Genomic DNA, 17,241 nt, shown 5'->3' with positions numbered 1-17,241 from the left:
AATTCAGCAGCGTCGGACCGCATAAATCATTAATACGCACAGCTGCGTATCTGGGTTCCTAATGTTACCGTCGAAAATGGGTCGCGGAGTTTTCAACACAATAGATACTGAAAGCTGACGTTCAACGTATCAAAACATGCAGCCGCAGGCGAGATACACTGAAAATATAATTTCCGATCAATTGGCTTTGCCCATGGTAACTAGTGCTCGACGAAAATCTTAATTCCCAGACCAATGAGAATGACACCTCCTGCGAACTCGGCATATTTTCCGATGCGCGAGCTTGCCATTCCGCCGATCAGCACGCCCAAACCGGAAAGCAACGCGGTGATTATCCCGATAGCAATACAGGTCAGCAGAACCGGAAGCCCAAGTGCAGGCAAGGTGATGCCGGCAGCAAATGCGTCAATGCTGGTTGCGATCGCAGCTGTTCCCAACGCCCATCCCGAGAGACTGAGCGCAGGATCGCCTCCGTTCCCATCCCGCGCTTCCCAAAACATTTTCATGCCTAAACCGCTGAGCAGAATGAGAGCAATCCAGTGATCATAAGCGCTGATCTGCGAAACAAAGGCTATTCCAAGCGCCCATCCCAGAAATGGCATGATGCCCTGCGCGATGCCAAAGGCCATGCCCGTCCGAGTGGCATGAAACATGGAATTATGTCCTGCGGCCCCTTGAGCAACGGCCACTGCGAAGGCATCCATCGCCAAGCCCACAGCAAGAGCTAGAATGAGAAGCAGGTTTTCCATTCGATGAGCCTTGGCAGCTGTCTAAGCTGGGTTCACTTCGACGGTGATATGAGAAAGAGCAGCGGTTTTGGTCAGCCTTTCACGATAATCTGCGGGAGATCTATCACTTTCCGTGCTGACCGCTACAATGGCGGCGTGATGACCCGGACCCAGTTGCCAGACATGCAGGTCGGTGATCTTGTCTCCGGCTTCCTCGACGACCGACCGGATTTTGCTGAGACTGGGTCGCCCGCTTGCCTGTAATCCAGCATCGTTGAGCCGGTATCGCGCATCAGACCCCATGACCAGCGCGCGATGACAAGCGAACCGACTATACCCATAAGCGGGTCAAGCGATATCCATCCGTAGATGCTACCGGCTATCAGCGCAATTATTGCCAATACCGATGTCAGGGCATCGGCAAGCACATGGAGATAAGCAGCGCGCAGATTTTGGTCCCGGCCATGATGTTTATGATGATGGTCGTGGTCATGGCTATGATCGTCATGATGGCTGTGCCCATGATGATGATCATGATCGTCGCGGAGCAACCACGCGCTGACCAGGTTCACAATTAGGCCAATGACGGCCACGAAAATTGCCTGGGGGAAACTGATCGAGATCGGATTTGCCAGTCTGACGAGACTTTCCCATCCTATCAGTAACGCAACCAACGCCAGCACGATTGCACTGGCGAAAGCTGCAAGATCTCCTACCTTACCGGTGCCAAACGTAAACCGCGGGTTTTTGGCGTTGCGGCGTGCATAAAGATAGGCGAGCGCAGCTATGAGCATCGCAGCGGCATGCGTGGACATATGCCAGCCATCGGCGACCAGCGCCATCGAACCGTAAATGGTTCCGGCTGCAATCTCGACAACCATCATCACGCTGGTCAAGGCAATAACGAACCACGTCCGGCGCTCGTTCCGCTCGTGATTTGGGCCTAGAAATATATGGTCATGTTCGTGGCTGGTTTGCGCCATGCTATCGGAAGCGGTCATTTCAAATATGTCCTGATAACCTGAATCAGATCAGTTGCGCCCTGAGCGCGCTTTTCATCGGTGTCCGTTTCGGGGTTGGAGACATGCTCGCGGACATGCTCCTCAATCAATTCGACCGTAAGGCCATTTACGGCTCCTCGAACCGAGGCAACAAGATTGAGTATCTCGCCGCACGGAGCCTTTTTTCCAAAGCCCGCTCGACGGCTTCGAGTTGCCCTTTAAGGCGGCTGATGCGCGCAAGCAGCTTTTTATCATCTGATGTATGAGACATGGTATAGGGGGTTACCCTATATAGAGAATTTGTAAAGCTGTTATATTCGTAGTTCCGGGTCCAAGTCATATTTAATACGTGGAGTGCAAATCTGTGGCCGATCGGCCTATTGTGGGCATAAGTTAGTTTGACTAAGACGTATAAAATCGTCCCCATTCCCATCGGAAAGTTTGGGCGAATTGGCTCCATCAAATTTCGGCTTCTCGCCCAAATCTTCCCAGTTCCTCCTCGCAAAGTTACTTCCTTGCTAGTGCAAAACATAGATCCAATATCGGAACGAACCAACGATATACCTGAAGCCCCATGGTCCGGTATAACAATGACCTTTCATACAGATGCTGCGATGTTAGCCGACATCAAGCTCGGTGACCAAATCACGTTTGATGTCGTAATCGCTGCTGGTGGCAGCGAGATGAAAGCCATTAGAGAGAAATAATGATGTCTAAAGTCAGAAAATATCACAAAGGACCATGCTTCCTAGCATTGTGCCAATACCCGGCCGCTATGACTGCAATTACCAAAACTTGAGCGATAAGAGATTGAACCGCAGGGAAAATTCACAACATGGAGATTTGCGGAAAATCAGTAAGCGGGGTCACGCTCATCAACGCAGAGCTATAAGCGAAAAACTTGGCAATCCTTTGATTCTTTACCCGTTTGTGGATGTGTCATTCATGCCCATTTCGCTGCAGTGGGACATGTCCACATTACCAGCATCGCTGTTTACAAGCGACGGGCAGGATATGGGACTGGCGATGCCCTGTCCAGCCAAGGCAAGTCCAAGAACAAAGAATAGAAAAATCCGTTTAAACACGACCCAAGTTTTCATTGTTTTGCGATCCCCGTCAACCGATTCATGATGGCTGCACCGATTAACTTTCCTTATATCCCAGCAGCCGCAAGGCATTTATGACCACGACAAGCGTCGATCCTTCATGCATCACGACAGCGGGGCCAATCCCTAAGCCAAATAGGGTTGCCGGTATTAATACAGCCACCACGCCGAGACTGATCCAGAGATTTTGACGGATAATGCCACTTGTTGATCGGCTGAGACCAACGGCAAAAGGCAATGTTGCCAGATCATCTGCCATTAACGCGATATCTGCCGTTTCAAGCGCGACATCGGAGCCCGCAGCTCCCATGGCTATTCCAACAGTCGCATTGGCCATCGCAGGTGCGTCGTTCACGCCATCTCCTACCATTGCGACCCCGCCGTGATCGCTCAGTTGAGCGATCTTCTCGACCTTGTCATCCGGCATCAAGTCACCGAAGGCCTCGTCAAGACCCACTTCCAGAGCGATTGCGTCCGCGACTTTCTGATTGTCGCCAGAAATCATCATCATCCGTGTAATTCCAATAGAGCGTAGCTTCTTTATTACATCGGATGCCGCAGCGCGGGGCGTGTCCATAAGGCCAAGAACACCAACAAATTCTCCGCCGCGTCTGACAATCATGGTGCTGCGTCCGCGTGATGACATTTCGGTAACTTTTTGAGCGACATCTTCAGGAAGCGCATCCTGATCATCTTTGAGAAAAAGCCCCGCTTTCCCTATAAAGACGTGTTCGCCATTGATTTTGGCAGAAACACCTTTGCCCGTTATGCTCTGAAAATCTGTAGCGATCAGATCCGATGTTCCGAGGCGTTTTTCTACAGCACGCACAATAGCTTGCGCCAGAGGGTGATCACTATGCACTTCGACAGCGGCAGAAATAGCGATAAGTTCGTCCGCTCCAATTTCTCCGAAGGGCACCGTCTCGACCAACTCCGGTTCGCCAATCGTAAGGGTTCCAGTTTTATCAAAAGCGATTGAATCAAGCTTACCCAGCATCTCGAGAGGCGCGCCGCCCTTTATGAGAACGCCGCCGCGCGCTGCACGGGCAATCCCGCTTAAAACAGCGCTGGGTGTTGCAATAGCCAGCGCACAGGGGCTGGCAGCAACGAGGACTGCCATTGCCCTGTAAATGCTATCAGAGACTGGCTCGTCAATCACCAACCAGGAAAACCCAGTTGTGATTGCAAGCAGAATGACAACTGGAACAAAAATTCGTTCAAATTTATTGGTGAAGCTCTGCGTTGGCGATTGACGCGTCTCCGCATCGTTCACCATTTCGACAACCCGTGCCAAAGTGGTTTCCGACGCCAATCGGGTGACTTGCACTTCGAGACTACCGCTTCCGTTTATGGATCCGGCGAAAACCCTATGTTCGGATTTGACTTTATCGGCCGCTTTGGCCGCCGCTACAGCGTTGTCGACCGGACGCTTGTCGACCGGGACGCTCTCACCGGTTATAGGTGCCTGGTTGACGCTGCTCGCCCCTTTGACAACAAAACCGTCTGCTGGAAGTCGCTCGTTGGAGCGGATGATGACAATATCGCCGATTACCAACTCGGCCACGGGCAATCGCAATTCCTCTCCATCCCTGCGGACCACGGCATCCTCGGGAGCTAGTTCAGACAGTGCGGATATGGCATTGCGCGCGCGGGCCATTGCATAATTTTCAAGTGCATGGCCGATGCTGAACAGGAATAATAGAAATGCTCCCTCTGCCCATGCCCCGAGCCACGCCGCCCCGCCGGCGGCAACGATCATGAGAAAATCTATTTCAAATTTTCGACGCCTGATCTTTTCGAAGGCTTCCAATATCGTATAATAGCCGCCAAAAAATAGGCCACCACCAAAACCAGAACCCAATACTCGCCGGCAGAAGATTGATTTTGGGTCCCAGCCATCCGGCAAGAAGGGTTGCACCGCAGAGACCTGCAAAAACCATTTCTGCACGGCCACCGAGCAGCCTGTCGATTTGCCCTCCGTGCGAGTGATCCGAATTTTCCGAATGCTTGCTGTGCTCATCGGTCATTTCTGTTCTGCCGCTCGCGTGAGAACATCAACCTTTTCGAGGCTGACTAGCCCGATCCCTCGCAGATCGTCTAGCTGAGTGTAGAAATCTTCCAGTCGTGCCCGGGCATCGATTATTTCGATCACCACCGGCGGGTTATCGCCAATTCCGAACGCGTGATGTTCATGAACAATGGAAGACGAAGAGAACCCCAATATGCCTTTCAGGACGGTGCCTCCGCGAAGACCATAAGACCTCGCCCGAGCAATGATAGTGGTAACAACCGTCTCGTCCCCATGCATTGCGGCTTCGTCGGTATAAATCCGCATGAGCGATATTTGTTGCGTCTTTTGCATTATGCACTCCTTACTATTCTGGCTTTGGACGGAAACGTTGCAGGATGGGAAACTTGTCCAGAGAGGGCGTGAATCGCTTGAAATGGGGCTTCAAATCGGGAAATTGGCGCTCAAGCATCAACCGTGTCACCGCAGGCAAAACGAATAAGGTCAATATCGTCGCCGTGATCAAACCGCCGATAACTACGATTGCCAGCGGCTTTTGCACTTCTGCACCAGTGCCAGTCGCAATAGCCATCGGAACAAAACCCAATGACGGCACGATGGCTGTCATTAGAATGGACCTGTAGCGTTCGACTGCACCGGAGTAGATGGCCTCAACAAGTTCTACGCCCGATTCAAGGCGCGCCTGGATGCTAGTCATCATGACAAGCCCATTGAGCACTGCCACCCCGGCAAGAACAATGAAGCCGACCGCAACCGAGATAGAAAATGGCAGGCCCGTTATGGCAAGCGAGAATATCCCGCCAGCAATTCCCAGAGGGACTGTGACAAATACTGCGGCAGCCATACGGAAGTTACCGAGAGCCATGACCAGCAGGCCAAAGATCAACAGCGCAACGACAGGAACAACAAGATTGATCCTTGCCTGAGCGGCCTGCAGGCTTTCAAATTGCCCGCCCCATTCGAGGATGACTCCTGATGGCAGAGCAACATCGCGCTCAATTTGGGACTTCGCTTCGTTCACAAAGGAACCCACATCGCGGCCTCGAACATTGAGCTGCACAACAACGCGCCGCTGTCCGTTTTCCCGGCTTATCTGATTTAGTCCTTCGGTTTCTTTCAGGGTAGCCAAGGATCTGAGTGGAACCGACGATCTTTTCCCGAAACCATTCTCTGGCAAAATAACCGGAAGCGCTCCGATAGCGTCGATATCATTTCGCACTTCGCCGGGTAGCCGCACTACAATATCAAACCGGCGGTCGCCTTGAAATACGAGCCCGCTTTCCGCGCCGCCCAATGCGGCGCTGACGGTTGCGGCGACTTCATCAACGGTGAAACCATGGGCTGCAATTGCCGAATTATCGAACTGCACGTCCAATGTCGGGAAGCCCTCGGTTTGCTCGACGCGGACATCCGCAGAACCTTCAATACCCGAAAAACGGTCGCAAGCTGATTGGCAGTGGCCGACAGCTGTTCGAGATCGTCGCCAAATACCTTGACGGCAACATCTCCTCGCACACCGGCTATCAACTCATTGAAGCGCATCTCAATAGGCTGACTGAACTCGTAGTTCTGGCCAATGAGATTGGCTAATTTCGCTTCCATTTGTTCCACCAACTCTGTCTTTGAAAGCGCCGGGTCGGGCCATTCATCTTTCGGACGCAAAATGATAAATGCATCGGAAATATTGACCGGCATGGGATCGCTGGCCACTTCAGCTGTTCCGGTTTTGAATACATGAAGCGGACTTGTGGAAATTTGGAAATCTCCCGCTCGATCTGTTTTTGCATTGAAACGGACTGATCCAGCGACGTGGACGGTATTCGGATCGATTGAAGGGACAGATCCTGTTCGTCCAGCTGCGGCATGAACTCGCTACCGAGAAAGCCGAATATGCCGATAGACAGTCCAAATACGGCGAGCCCTGCCAAGGTTGCCGTCCGGGCCATTTCAGTGCTTTTCGTAATGCCGGTTCGTATTTGCTTTTGCTCCAGCTCACCATCCGAACCTCTTTTTCAGAAACGCGGCCGCTTATCAGCAGAGCCAATAATGCCGGGACCAAGGTCAGTGAGAGAATAAACGCCGATATAAGCGCAAGCATTACGGTGATGGCCATCGGCGAGAAGGTTTTTCCTTCAACACCCTGAAAAGTCAGCAAAGGCACGAAAACCAGCAAAATTATCGCCTGGCCAAATAGCGAAGGCCTGATCATTTCTCTTGTTGATGCGATCACTTCTTCCAGTCGTTCGCCTAGAGACAGAAGTCGTCCTTCGTCATGTTGCCGGCCTGCCATCCGGCGCAGAAAATTTTCCACGATGATAACGCTGCCATCAACGATCAAGCCGAAATCAAGAGCGCCCAGGCTCATGAGATTTCCCGATACGCCAAATCGATTCATCCCGATGGCCATCATCACAAAGGAAACGGGAATGACGAGCGCGGTAATCAGGGCTGCTCTGAAATTGCCCAAGAGCAGAAATAGCGCGACGATAACCAACAAAGCTCCTTCGGTCAGGTTTTTTCAACCGTGCTGATAGTCGCATTGACCAGTTTCGAACGGTCCAGAACGACTTCCAATTTTATGTTAGGGGGCATTGTCTTGACGATCTCTGCAAGCCGATCACCGGTTGCAGCGGCAACCGCACGGCTATTTTCGCCAAGCAACATCAATGCGGTTCCGACAACGACTTCTTCGCCGTTCTCGGTTGCCGCGCCGGTTCGCAAATCGCCGCCATTGCTTACAGATGCAACGTCACGGACGCGAACGGGAATGCCTTCGCGTCTCGCGATGATCGAATTTTCAATTTCTTCCAGTGATTTGAGTCGTGCGTCTGCCCGCACCAGAAATGCCTCTCCGCCGCGTTCAACAAAGTTTGCGCCAACAGAAAGATTGACCCTTCCCAGCGCTTCGGAAAGATCGTCAAAACCGATACCGTAGGAAGAAAGCCGAGCCGCCGAGGGGGTAACAACAAATTGTTTGGCATAACCGCCAATCGAGTCGACACCGGCAATTCCTTGAACATTGCGCAATTGTGGTCCGATTACCCAGTCCTGGAGCGTGCGCAGATACGCCGCCTTCGAGACTTCATCGTTCAAGCGTTCACCTTCAGGGGTCAGATAAGAGCCATCAGATTGCCAGCCAGGACCGCCCGAAGTCTTTCTTTTTGGAACGGCTCATAGCTGACCGTCCACATCAAAACCTCGCCAAGACCCGTCGATACCGGTCCCATTGCCGGCTCGGCCGTGGCTGGCAGGCTGTTGCGAACAGTGGTCAGTCGTTCGGCCACCTGTTGACGAGCAAAATAGACGTCGGCGCTATCGTCAAATATTGCCGTAACCTGCGAAAAGCCGTTCCGGGAGATGGAACGGGTCGTCTGCAGTCCTGGAATGCCCGCGAGCGATGTTTCAACCGGATAAGTCACCAGGCGTTCAATATCGAGCGGCGACAGGGTGGGATCGACAGTGTTGATCTGGACCTGATTGTTGGTGATGTCAGGGACAGCATCAATTGGCAGATTAACCAGATTATAGACTCCGAGTGCCGCGACTGCAGCAAGAAACAATACGGTAAGATACCGATTGCGGACGGACATTTCGACGAGACGTGCAATCATAGCCGTTGCTCCAATGGGGATGTATTAATCAATGTTCTGCTTCGCCGCGGCCAAGTTCAGATTTCAGGAGAAAGGCATTTTTACCGGCGATTTGTTCACCGGCCTTGAGACCGTCGACAATCTCGATTCTACCGCCGCTCTTTGCTCCGGTCGTAACGGGCCGTGCACGGAAACCAGATTTGGTCTTTACAAACACGACGTTGCGTCCTTCGACGGATTGGACAGCCTCTGCGGGAACAATCAATGCCGTAGACTGAGCGCTTGTCGCCTGCTGAAGTATCCGCACTCGCACATATTCTCCGGGGACGAGTCTGGCGCCTGAAGCAGGGGCAAGCACGACAATGGCCGCTCTGTTTTCCGGATCGGCAGCTGGCGTAACCGCCAATACCCGAGCGGAGATTTCACCCTCGGGCGTTTCGACCGTTGCCGCTGCTCCAGTGCTGATCTTGCGCGCATCTTCCGCAGGAACTGCCGCCTCAATTTGAATAAGGTTCGGATTGGCGATACGGAAAAGCTCATCCTGGGCGGTCACGTAGGAGCCCAGAATTGCCGGGCTTGACGTTATCCGGCCGCCAATCGGTGAGCGCACAGCAATAAAGCGTCCGCTGACACCTGACGCAATGGCCGCCTGGCTTGCCCGTCTTGCTTCTGCGGCAGCCTGTTGATTTTCTGCTCTCGCCGTTTCAAGATCTGCCCGTGCGGTGATTTTCTCATCGAAGAGGCGCTGCTCCCGGTTCATCTGCGACCGGGCAAGCGCGGCCCGAGAAGCTGCCGATGTAACCTCGGAACTAATTGCGGCGGCTTCGCGGCTCTCTATGGTAGCCACTGTCTCGCCGCGCTGAACTGCATCTCCCAACCTCTTTTTGATGCTCGTGACCCTGCCTTCAGCGCCGGCACTCAATATGGCCTGCCCTTGAGGAGACGGTGCAACACTACCCTGCGCAATAATCTCGGCATCAAGCGAACTTGGAGCCACATCGAATATTCCGATTTCAGAGGCGCGCAGCTGTTCTTCTGTCATTTCGACAACGCCCTCTTCTTCGGAATGATTTTCTTCTATGGTGTTGGCAGCGCCTGATTTTCCGCGCTACCGCCGGTTGAGCCATTGAAAATTACTCCCAGCACAACCGCAAACGCGATGGCTAGGCCAGCGATTATGATCCATTTTCTGTTGTTCATTTTATATATCCCTGCTCGAATTTTGTGACCGTCCCGCAGTCAAACTCTGGTTTTGTGGAGGCGCGCTGTCACCGGAAATACTGGTTTCTGTAGTGACGCAATCCGGCACCGCTATTGCGATCGACGTCAGCATGAACAGGCCGGTTAGAACTGTCAGCATGATGAAGATGCCAGCCAATATTATGATGTGATCTGTTTCCAGTTTTCTCATCTATTTGGCAGCCAATCTCAGAAGCGTTATCACTGCTTCCGCTCGTGCGACCTTTGCTTCCAGCAGGCCGAGTTCAGCCGTGTCTCTTGCTGCTGCAGCGTCCAGGACATCCAGCAGGGTAAATTTCCCGTATTGATATCCCAGTTGGGCCAGTCTTGAAGCTTCCTCAGCCTGGGGCAGTGTCTGGCTTTCCAGAGTTTCCACACGGCTTTGCGTTGCCTCCAGTTGATTGCTGGCAATATTATATTCCCGGTTGATCTCTACCAAACGCAACGCGCGCCGTGCCTCAGCTCCGCGAACGCTTGCTTCTGCCGCCTGAATGCCGCCCTGGTTGCGATTTCCAAACGGTATGGCAATCGAAGCGCCCACGATAAACGCAGTATCTCCGCTTTCTTCAAAACGTCTGGCGCCGCCGCTTAACGTTAGATCCGGAACAGCATTTGCGCGTTCGCGCGTGACAATGGCACTGGCAGCGTCCCGGTTCGCTTCCACGGCTTTGATCTGTAGGGATTGGGACAGGTCGGCTTCAAATTCTACGTCACCGCTACTTAGCCAGACCGGCTCAACTTCCTGAGGTGGTGTTTGCGAGCCCCAAAGCGATGCAAGTAATAGTCTGGCGGAATATTCCTCTGCCCTTGCGGCTTCCAGCGCTGCTTGCGCTTCGCCAAGCGCGGCGTCAGCGCGCAATGCTCTGAGCGGCGGGTCACGGCCAGTTTCAACGAGGATTCTGGCAATCCTTGCCAGTTCCCGGTTGCGTCCGAGGACGCGCGTTGCAAAGCCAACGCGGCTCTGAGCGGCAACTGCTTCTGTATATGCCAGACGCACGGAGCTGGCCAATTCGGCCTGAGAAATCGCAGCTTCAATCTCTGCGAGGCTTGTCTGCGCTCGCGCCGCACGTGTTCTGGCACCGCGTTTACCGCCGAGCTCCAATCGCTGCCCAACAGAAACGGTATATTCGGTTGAACGCAGGCCTTTGAAAACGCCGCTCCCGGCGACGTTTTCAACGTCTACCGAGACCTCGGGATTTGGTCCGAGGCTCGCTTGTTTTGGTTCCCGCGCGCGATATCAATCTCTGCTTGGGAAATTTGCACGGCAGGCGATTCAGCTCCAGCGCGCACTAAGGCCTCGTTTAAACTAACACTCTGATCCTCCGCCAGAGCGGCAGTGGCAGGGCTCGCGGCAAATATCATTGCCGCACAGAGGCGCAGACGCGCCATTTTCTTCAACATTTCTGAGAAATCCTCGCTTAACTAATTGAAATAACGCCATAAGTCTGGCGCAAGTCAGAATTAGTTCAGACGCGAGGTGGTCGTTTTAAACGGGATGAATGCGCAGACAGCGCAAATTGATCGGCATTGCTGCTGAAGCTGGATCTTACCAGATCCACTGATCCGTCAAAGCCTGCCAACCGTGCAGCGGTGACGCTGCCGTTATGGCAATGACCATGCGGACAGATTCCATGTTTACCGGCGTCATTATCCGAAGGGGCTTCATCCGAGTGCCCGGCGTCGGAAACCAACATCAGTTCGGCGTTTTGTGGTTCGCTGGCGCATTCAGCTGCTTCGGCGACAGTCATGCTCGACATAATCAGAACGAGCAAAACCGCCATCAGGCGAAAGAGCCCTGACGTGTTACTGTTTATGCCGCTGCGTTCATTCATGGCTCCGCCCAATACATTATCTTGGTAGTTCATCAAGTGCTTTTGAATAACATTCCTAATATTTCATGCACTTAGATATGTAATATCATCAACTTTTGTGAACTTTGATCGGTTCCGATGTCATTAGAAATCACGAAGAGCAACTCTTTCTAGCATTGTACCAATACCCGGCCGCTATGACTGCAATTACCAAAACCTGAGCGATAAGAGACTGAACCGCAGGGAAAATTCCCAACATGGAAACTTGCGGAAAATCAGCAAGCGGGGTCACGCTCATCAGGCCAGCCTCCTGCAACGCCGCAATTCCCTTGCCAGTGAGAATAACAGTAAGAACGACCATCAACGCAGAGCTATAGGCGAAGAACTTACCTATCGGTAACTTCCGGCTGTATCGTAACATGGCCCAGGCAATGACCGACAGCAACAGTATCGCGGCTCCCGAACCAGCGAGAATGGTCATACCATTGTCAGCAGTCCAGAGCGCGGCAAAAACAATATTGTCTCAAAGACTTCCCGGTAAACGACAATGAATGCCAGCCCAAAGAGAAACCATGCAGACCCTCGTGATAATGCTTTGCTCATTTTCTCACGGATATAGCGCTGCCATTCATCTGCGCGTGACTTGCCGTGCATCCACAAGCCCACAAAAAGCAGGATGACGGCTGCAAACAAAGAACCAAAACCTTCCGTCAACTCTCGGCTCGCTCCGCTAATGCCTATGAGATAGGTCGCAGCGAACCATGTCGCGCCGCCTGCCAGAAGCGCGGCGATCCATCCTCCATGGACATATGGCATGACATCGGAGCGCTCGGCCTTACGTAGAAAAGCAATCATAGCAACTATAATTAACATCGCCTCCAGCCCTTCGCGCAGCAATATTGTAAAAGCTCCCACGAAAGCGGACGCTTGACTGGCTTGCCCGGCGTCCAGAACAGACTCCGCTTTTGAAAACAGACCGTCAAGAACGCGGATCCGGTTCTCAACCTCCGCTACGGGCTGGTCATCGTTAATGGCGACTCGAACCGCGCCCATCGCGCGCTCGATAGCTTTCAGTAAAGTTGAATCCCGGGAGGCCAGTGCAGGTTCAAGAGGCTCAAAACCGTCTAGATAGGCCGATAGCGCGAGAGCTTCTGCTTCGTCTTTTCTGCCTGCCTGATAGGCAGCAAGACTTTCCTTCAGTTTGGTCCGCGATAACGCCAACGAACCGCTGGAGGCAGTCCCAACGACTTCCGGGTGGTTCCGCAGGAATGCCATCACCGCGTCTGCTCTTTCTGGTCCGATCTGCTTTCCAAGATTGGCTGGAGTCATACTTGCCAAAGCTGCGAGATCGGGAAAAAGAGCGCGAATTGAAGCATCGTTTTTCCAAAGCTCTTGCCCCGTGGATGCCTCTTTGAATGCAAAGCTGCCCGCATATGCAGCCATATCCCAACGGTCCTGGGCAGGCAAATCGGCAAAACTCTGCATTGCCGTCCCGTCAAGTCCCTGACCAATAACCTGATAAAGTGCGAACAGGCTGCGTTCTCTTGCTCGCTCAACATCAGTAAAAGCTATCGGGGCGGGGTTGAGCTGCCCTGCATCCGGCCCTTGTCCATTACCGGACATGCCGTGGCAACTGGCACAATTTTGAGCATATAGCTGTTTGCCGTTTTGCACATTCGGTGCAGTTTTGGGGGCAAGCGGAACAGGATAGCTGCGGAGCAGATCGGTTGCCAGCAAACGTGCTTGCCGCGCCACCAATTCTGGAGATACTTTGTTGTCAATGGCTGTATTGAGCTCGTTACTTTTTACAATCAGCGCGGCACGACTCGATTTTGGGGGCAGTTTCGCCAATCCGTCAACAACCGTTCCCGAAAACTCTTCCATCTCGGAATATTCTGCTTCGTTTATCACTTTACCTTTATCGACTGCGCCGGGATAATCGACCGCAATATAATCCAGCAATCGCCACAGCGTTTCAACTTCGGCCTTCTTCGTCTGCGCGGCGATCGGTGAGCAAATGGCGACCAAAGCCAGAACGGATAAAAGGATAGAATATATTCTGGCACATTGGCGCATGATTTAATGGGGCTTCCAGACTATTAGCAACCGCATCTCGACAAGCACGATTCGCTCGCTATTGGCGGGAGATTCAAAAAGAGCGGGTTTTCCGCATACTCAGGCGTTAACGTTTGTCACTCAGATTGAGTGCGCCTTCGAATTTTGGAACGGGCCGCGCCGCAGCTTCTGCATCTGTCGTTGCCTTGCCATTTTGATCAATATCCTTGATCAACCATTCCATTTCTTTGATCTCCTTGCGCTGCGCCTTGATAATACCATCGGCCAACTCGCGCACCCGCTTGTCTTCGATATTGGCACGCTCACTCGTCAATATGGCAATACTATGATGGGGGATCATCGCTTTTTGCCAAGCCTGATCGGAAATCGTGTCCTGCGACCTAACGAGAAATAGCGAACCGGCAAAAATTATAGCTGCACCGCCTAGGATCATAAAATTCTTGCGCTTATCCTGATACATTCCAAGCATAAAGATCAGCATTATAATTGCCATTGCTGCGCCCATATAGAGAGCCATCCAAGTGCGTGTCTCGCTGAAATAGACATGCTCAAGCGCGTATGTGTTGAGATACATCAGTCCAAACATCGCCAGAGTTGATGTCAAAATCATAACGATAAAGCGCGTATAGCTGCTCATTTTAGCTTCTCCTTGCTTGTGTCGAAAATTCGATGTCAAAACTATTATGCTTTCGCGCCATACGGGGTTCTGGGGAACATACCTTCGCCGAAGGCAAACCCTAATCTCGCCGTAGGCGTGATACATTGTTTAAAACCAAGCCCTTATACCAATCAAGAAGTTGAGGCTACTAGGGTCTCCTCCAGCAGTTCTTGTGAAACGCGCCGTGCGCCCTAACTGGTTGTTCCATTCGACGCCGATATATGGCGCAAATTCCCGGGCGACCTCATATCGCAATCGTGCGCCAACTCCGATATCGCTGATACCCGCGCCGGTTCCTGTTTCGCGGATATCCTGAAGCGCGAAATTGGCTTCCAAACGCGGCTGAAAAATGATGCGCTGTGTGATGAATTGATCGTAAGTGCCCTGAAACCGGGCTGTGAGATCACCCTTGTCCGAGAGAAATGCCGCCGTATCAACCTCGAACCGGTACGGTGCGAGTCCAAGGACACCGACCGCGAGATAACTTCTGGAAACGGGCGCAAAATCAGTACGAACACCCGCCTGAAAATCGAAATAGGGAGCGATTGCGTGACTCCAGAGAGCTTGCACTTCCACTTTTTCTATTTTCTGCCCATAAGCACCTTCGCCTTCGCTCTTCATCCACAGCTTGTCGATGTCACCACCAGTCCAAGCTGTAACATCCCAGGCATAGCCGTCCTTGCCATTGGTGATCCGTGTTTCGGCGCGTTCCACCAGGATTTTCGAAAAGGTTGATGCGCCAAGCTTTGCCAGTTCCTCACGCACGGGTGCCATATTCTCCGTACCGTAAAACTTGTCCGCTGCGTGATCGGGGCCCAAAAATGCTTCAGGCGGCGGCTGGTTCATAGGCGGCATATCTTGCATCGAACCCATGTCGGTGCCCATTCCATCCATGGAATCCATAGTGTTGCTGTCGGAACCCGCCATCTGGCCATGATCCATCACCATCGGTTGCTGCCCGCTGGTTTCCGGCGAGTTTTCCGATGTGGCATTATCTTCTGTCGGGGGCTTCTTTGTAAGCGCTTGCGGAGCGGTCTCGGCTTTATCCGGTTCGGCCATCGGCATTTGCATGTCATGGCCCTGATGTTGCGCTAGAACTGGTGCGGATACGCTTAAAAGTGCAATTGCTGCGATATATTTCATGCCGCCTCTCCATCCAGAGGACGAACGGTTACGACTTGAAACATTCCCGCCTCCATATGGTACAGCAAATGGCAATGAAACGCCCAGTCACCGGGCTCGTCGGCTGTGAGGTCGAATTGAACAAAACCACCGGGGAGAACATTGACCGTGTGTTTACGGGGTTGGTTGGACTGTCCGTTTACAAGCTCGAAAAAATGACCGTGTAGATGGATAGGATGTGCCATCATCGTATCATTCACCAGCTTAACCCTCACCCGCTCATTACGCGAGAAGCGGATCGGATCGTCGGTGACGGCGGAAAATTTATTCCCGTTGAGCGACCACATATAACGTTCCATGTTTGAAGTGAGATGAATTTCCAGCTCTCTGGATGGCGTGCGCGGATCCTTGCTAGGCTCAAGCGCGATAAGGTCGGTATAGACCAGCACATCATGCTTCACATCATCAAGACCCAATCCGCGATCACCAATCCGGTCGACTGGCATCGGCGCGACGGTGGCCACTCCTGGTCCGGTCCCTGATTTTGGCGGCAGTTTGCGGGTATCGCGCATATTCATGGGCGCGGCATTGCCGCTCATGTCCATTCCGCTCATTTCTGTGCTTCCGCCCATATCCATACCGGGCATATCAATCCCAGCCATATCCATACTTCCAGGCGCCTCGGTGCCGTGACCCATTGCAGCATGGTCCATTGGCTTGTCATCCGCCATAGGAGCGGTTTTCGCTCCCATTGCTCCCATGCCCATGTCTTTCATTGTCAGGGTTGGCCGTACGCGAAGTGCTGGCAGCGCCGCGACCATGCCGGCAGCGGGTGCCAAGGTTGCGCGGGCCATGCCTGAGCGGTCCACCGCCTCCCCGATGATGTTGAATGCCTTGTTTTCCGTAGGCGTCACAATGACATCATATGTCTCGGCGACGGAAATCTGCAATTCGTCAGTTTGCACAGGTACAACATTTTGACCATCAGCCTGGACGACTTCGAGTTTCAGTCCCGGTATCCTGACGTTGAATATTGACATCGCCGAGGCATTTACGATCCGCAAACGCACACGTTCGCCGGGCCGAAAAAGCCCTGTCCAGTTTTCCTGTGGACCATGACCGTTGATCATATATGAATAGGTTGATCCGGTTACGTCGCTGATGTCGGCTGCCGACATCCTCATCTTGCCCCATTTTAAGCGTTGCTCTAGCGTTTGCCCTTTGCCTGCCAAAAGGCTGGCGAAGGTCTGCTTTTCATAATTAAAGTAGTCAGATTGTTGCTTAAGCTTTTTCATGATCATGTGTCCGCCCAGCGGCGACCAATCAGACAGAACCACCATATATTCTCGGTCGAAGGCGACTGGATCCTCGCCCGCTGGCTCAACAATGATCGGACCGTAATGCCCGTCCTGTTCCTGAGTACCTGAATGGCTATGATACCAGTAGGTTCCGGATTGGCGTATTGGAAACTGGTAGTGAAAAGTCTCGCCAGGTTTGATGCCGGGAAAGCTTACGCCGGGCACCCCGTCAAACTGGAAGGGGACCAGCAGACCATGCCAGTGGATTGAACTGTCTTCATCCAGATTGTTGGTGACCGACAGCCTGACGTTCTGGCCTTCTTTCAAGCGGATTAGTGGCCCCGGAATAGTGCCATTGATCGCGATGGATTGTGCGCTTCTGCCTTCAACTGCAAAATTGGCATTCCCGATGACAAGATCGATTTGGTCTCCGCTCAGCTCATCAAGGCCTTTGCGGCCCTTGGGCAATGACGACGCGGCCCTTGCCCAGCTGGGGAATAGCGCCGATGCGCCCAGCGCACCGCTCACCGAAAGGGTTCCAGACAGCAAGTGCCGCCGATCAAATTCAATCATTTTTAACTCC

Annotated in this window: 12 protein-coding genes and 5 pseudogenes; 1 reads left to right on the top strand and 16 read right to left on the bottom strand. The window is 52.8% G+C overall.

All coding sequences use genetic code 11. The annotated features are described in order from the left end of the window. Positions 1 to 200: 200 nt before the first annotated feature. From C8024_RS09245 to C8024_RS09235, 3 genes and pseudogenes are all read right to left on the bottom strand, one after another. The gene (locus C8024_RS09245; RefSeq protein ID WP_173204333.1) at positions 201 to 749 is read right to left on the bottom strand and encodes a manganese efflux pump MntP family protein; all 549 of its coding nucleotides are present in this window, start codon (positions 747 to 749) and stop codon (positions 201 to 203) included. 122 nt (positions 750 to 871) lie between these two features. Beyond that, positions 872 to 1,729: a CDF family Co(II)/Ni(II) efflux transporter DmeF gene (gene dmeF / locus C8024_RS09240; protein WP_367947252.1), complete on the bottom strand. Its 858-nt coding sequence runs from the start codon at positions 1,727 to 1,729 to the stop codon at positions 872 to 874. Next, positions 1,726 to 2,000 (bottom strand): annotated as a pseudogene (locus C8024_RS09235) (metal/formaldehyde-sensitive transcriptional repressor). The gene dmeF and the pseudogene C8024_RS09235 overlap by 4 nt, the downstream one beginning before the upstream one ends. A 250-nt stretch (positions 2,001 to 2,250) precedes the next feature. On the opposite strand from C8024_RS09235, the gene C8024_RS23285 reads away from it, so the two are divergent. Further along, positions 2,251 to 2,436 carry a copper-binding protein gene (locus C8024_RS23285; RefSeq protein ID WP_367947251.1) on the top strand — a complete coding sequence of 62 codons (186 nt, stop codon included), beginning with the start codon at positions 2,251 to 2,253 and terminating at the stop codon, positions 2,434 to 2,436. A gap of 436 nt (positions 2,437 to 2,872) precedes the next feature. On the opposite strand, the gene C8024_RS09225 is transcribed toward C8024_RS23285, so the two are convergent. The 13 genes and pseudogenes from C8024_RS09225 to C8024_RS09180 all read right to left on the bottom strand — a co-directional run bounded on the left by C8024_RS09225 (position 2,873) and on the right by C8024_RS09180 (position 17,231). Then, complete coding sequence (locus C8024_RS09225) at positions 2,873 to 4,855, bottom strand: heavy metal translocating P-type ATPase (RefSeq protein ID WP_173204328.1); 1,983 nt, start codon at positions 4,853 to 4,855, stop codon at positions 2,873 to 2,875. 3 nt (positions 4,856 to 4,858) lie between these two features. Beyond that, positions 4,859 to 5,197: a DUF190 domain-containing protein gene (locus tag C8024_RS09220; RefSeq protein WP_173204326.1), complete on the bottom strand. Its 339-nt coding sequence runs from the start codon at positions 5,195 to 5,197 to the stop codon at positions 4,859 to 4,861. A 13-nt stretch (positions 5,198 to 5,210) separates the two neighbouring features. Further along, positions 5,211 to 6,559: pseudogene (locus C8024_RS23280) on the bottom strand (efflux RND transporter permease subunit). Next, a pseudogene (locus tag C8024_RS23275) lies at positions 6,451 to 7,891 on the bottom strand (efflux RND transporter permease subunit). The pseudogenes C8024_RS23280 and C8024_RS23275 overlap by 109 nt, the downstream one beginning before the upstream one ends. Positions 7,892 to 7,974: 83 nt before the next feature. Beyond that, complete coding sequence (locus C8024_RS23270; protein WP_367947250.1) at positions 7,975 to 8,475, bottom strand: efflux RND transporter permease subunit; 501 nt, start codon at positions 8,473 to 8,475, stop codon at positions 7,975 to 7,977. 28 nt (positions 8,476 to 8,503) lie between these two features. Continuing rightward, positions 8,504 to 9,496 carry an efflux RND transporter periplasmic adaptor subunit gene (locus C8024_RS09210; RefSeq protein ID WP_173204324.1) on the bottom strand — a complete coding sequence of 331 codons (993 nt, stop codon included), beginning with the start codon at positions 9,494 to 9,496 and terminating at the stop codon, positions 8,504 to 8,506. A 35-nt stretch (positions 9,497 to 9,531) separates the two neighbouring features. Next, positions 9,532 to 9,654: a hypothetical protein gene (locus tag C8024_RS22555; RefSeq protein ID WP_302051615.1), complete on the bottom strand. Its 123-nt coding sequence runs from the start codon at positions 9,652 to 9,654 to the stop codon at positions 9,532 to 9,534. 211 nt (positions 9,655 to 9,865) lie between these two features. Further along, positions 9,866 to 10,900: pseudogene (locus C8024_RS23265) on the bottom strand (TolC family protein); the annotation flags it as partial. A 259-nt stretch (positions 10,901 to 11,159) separates the two neighbouring features. Beyond that, entirely contained in the window at positions 11,160 to 11,558 is a 399-nt protein-coding gene (locus tag C8024_RS09200) for a hypothetical protein (RefSeq protein ID WP_173204320.1), read from the bottom strand. Between the two features lie 97 nt (positions 11,559 to 11,655). After that, positions 11,656 to 13,580, bottom strand: a pseudogene (locus tag C8024_RS09195) (FTR1 family protein). 106 nt (positions 13,581 to 13,686) lie between these two features. Beyond that, positions 13,687 to 14,217, bottom strand: coding sequence for a DUF305 domain-containing protein (locus C8024_RS09190; RefSeq protein WP_173204318.1), 531 nt, complete (start codon positions 14,215 to 14,217; stop codon positions 13,687 to 13,689). A 129-nt stretch (positions 14,218 to 14,346) separates the two neighbouring features. After that, on the bottom strand, positions 14,347 to 15,381 hold the full coding sequence (locus C8024_RS09185) for a copper resistance protein B (protein ID WP_173204316.1): 1,035 nt from the start codon (positions 15,379 to 15,381) through the stop codon (positions 14,347 to 14,349). Next, positions 15,378 to 17,231, bottom strand: a complete 1,854-nt coding sequence (locus C8024_RS09180; RefSeq protein WP_173204314.1) for a copper resistance system multicopper oxidase — start codon at positions 17,229 to 17,231, stop codon at positions 15,378 to 15,380. Before C8024_RS09180 ends, C8024_RS09185 begins: the two co-directional genes overlap by 4 nt. Between the last annotated feature and the right edge of the window lie 10 nt (positions 17,232 to 17,241).

The organism is Sphingopyxis sp. BSNA05, assembly GCF_013265645.1.
GTDB lineage: Bacteria > Pseudomonadota > Alphaproteobacteria > Sphingomonadales > Sphingomonadaceae > Parasphingorhabdus.
This window is presented reverse-complemented; position numbering and strand designations above follow the sequence as displayed.

Bases quoted from the DNA above. Each gene is read 5' to 3' on its own strand.
- C8024_RS09185 (WP_173204316.1), bottom strand. From the start codon at position 15,381: ATGAAATATATCGCAGCAATTGCACTTTTAAGCGTATCCGCACCAGTT.
- C8024_RS09200 (WP_173204320.1), bottom strand. From the start codon at position 11,558: ATGAACTACCAAGATAATGTATTGGGCGGAGCCATGAATGAACGCAGC.
- C8024_RS09220 (WP_173204326.1), bottom strand. From the start codon at position 5,197: ATGCAAAAGACGCAACAAATATCGCTCATGCGGATTTATACCGACGAA.
- C8024_RS09225 (WP_173204328.1), bottom strand. From the start codon at position 4,855: ATGAGCACAGCAAGCATTCGGAAAATTCGGATCACTCGCACGGAGGGC.
- C8024_RS22555 (WP_302051615.1), bottom strand. From the start codon at position 9,654: ATGAACAACAGAAAATGGATCATAATCGCTGGCCTAGCCATCGCGTTT.
- dmeF (WP_367947252.1), bottom strand. From the start codon at position 1,729: ATGACCGCTTCCGATAGCATGGCGCAAACCAGCCACGAACATGACCAT.
- C8024_RS09190 (WP_173204318.1), bottom strand. From the start codon at position 14,217: ATGAGCAGCTATACGCGCTTTATCGTTATGATTTTGACATCAACTCTG.
- C8024_RS23270 (WP_367947250.1), bottom strand. From the start codon at position 8,475: ATGATTGCACGTCTCGTCGAAATGTCCGTCCGCAATCGGTATCTTACC.
- C8024_RS09180 (WP_173204314.1), bottom strand. From the start codon at position 17,231: ATGATTGAATTTGATCGGCGGCACTTGCTGTCTGGAACCCTTTCGGTG.
- C8024_RS09210 (WP_173204324.1), bottom strand. From the start codon at position 9,496: ATGACAGAAGAACAGCTGCGCGCCTCTGAAATCGGAATATTCGATGTG.
- C8024_RS09245 (WP_173204333.1), bottom strand. From the start codon at position 749: ATGGAAAACCTGCTTCTCATTCTAGCTCTTGCTGTGGGCTTGGCGATG.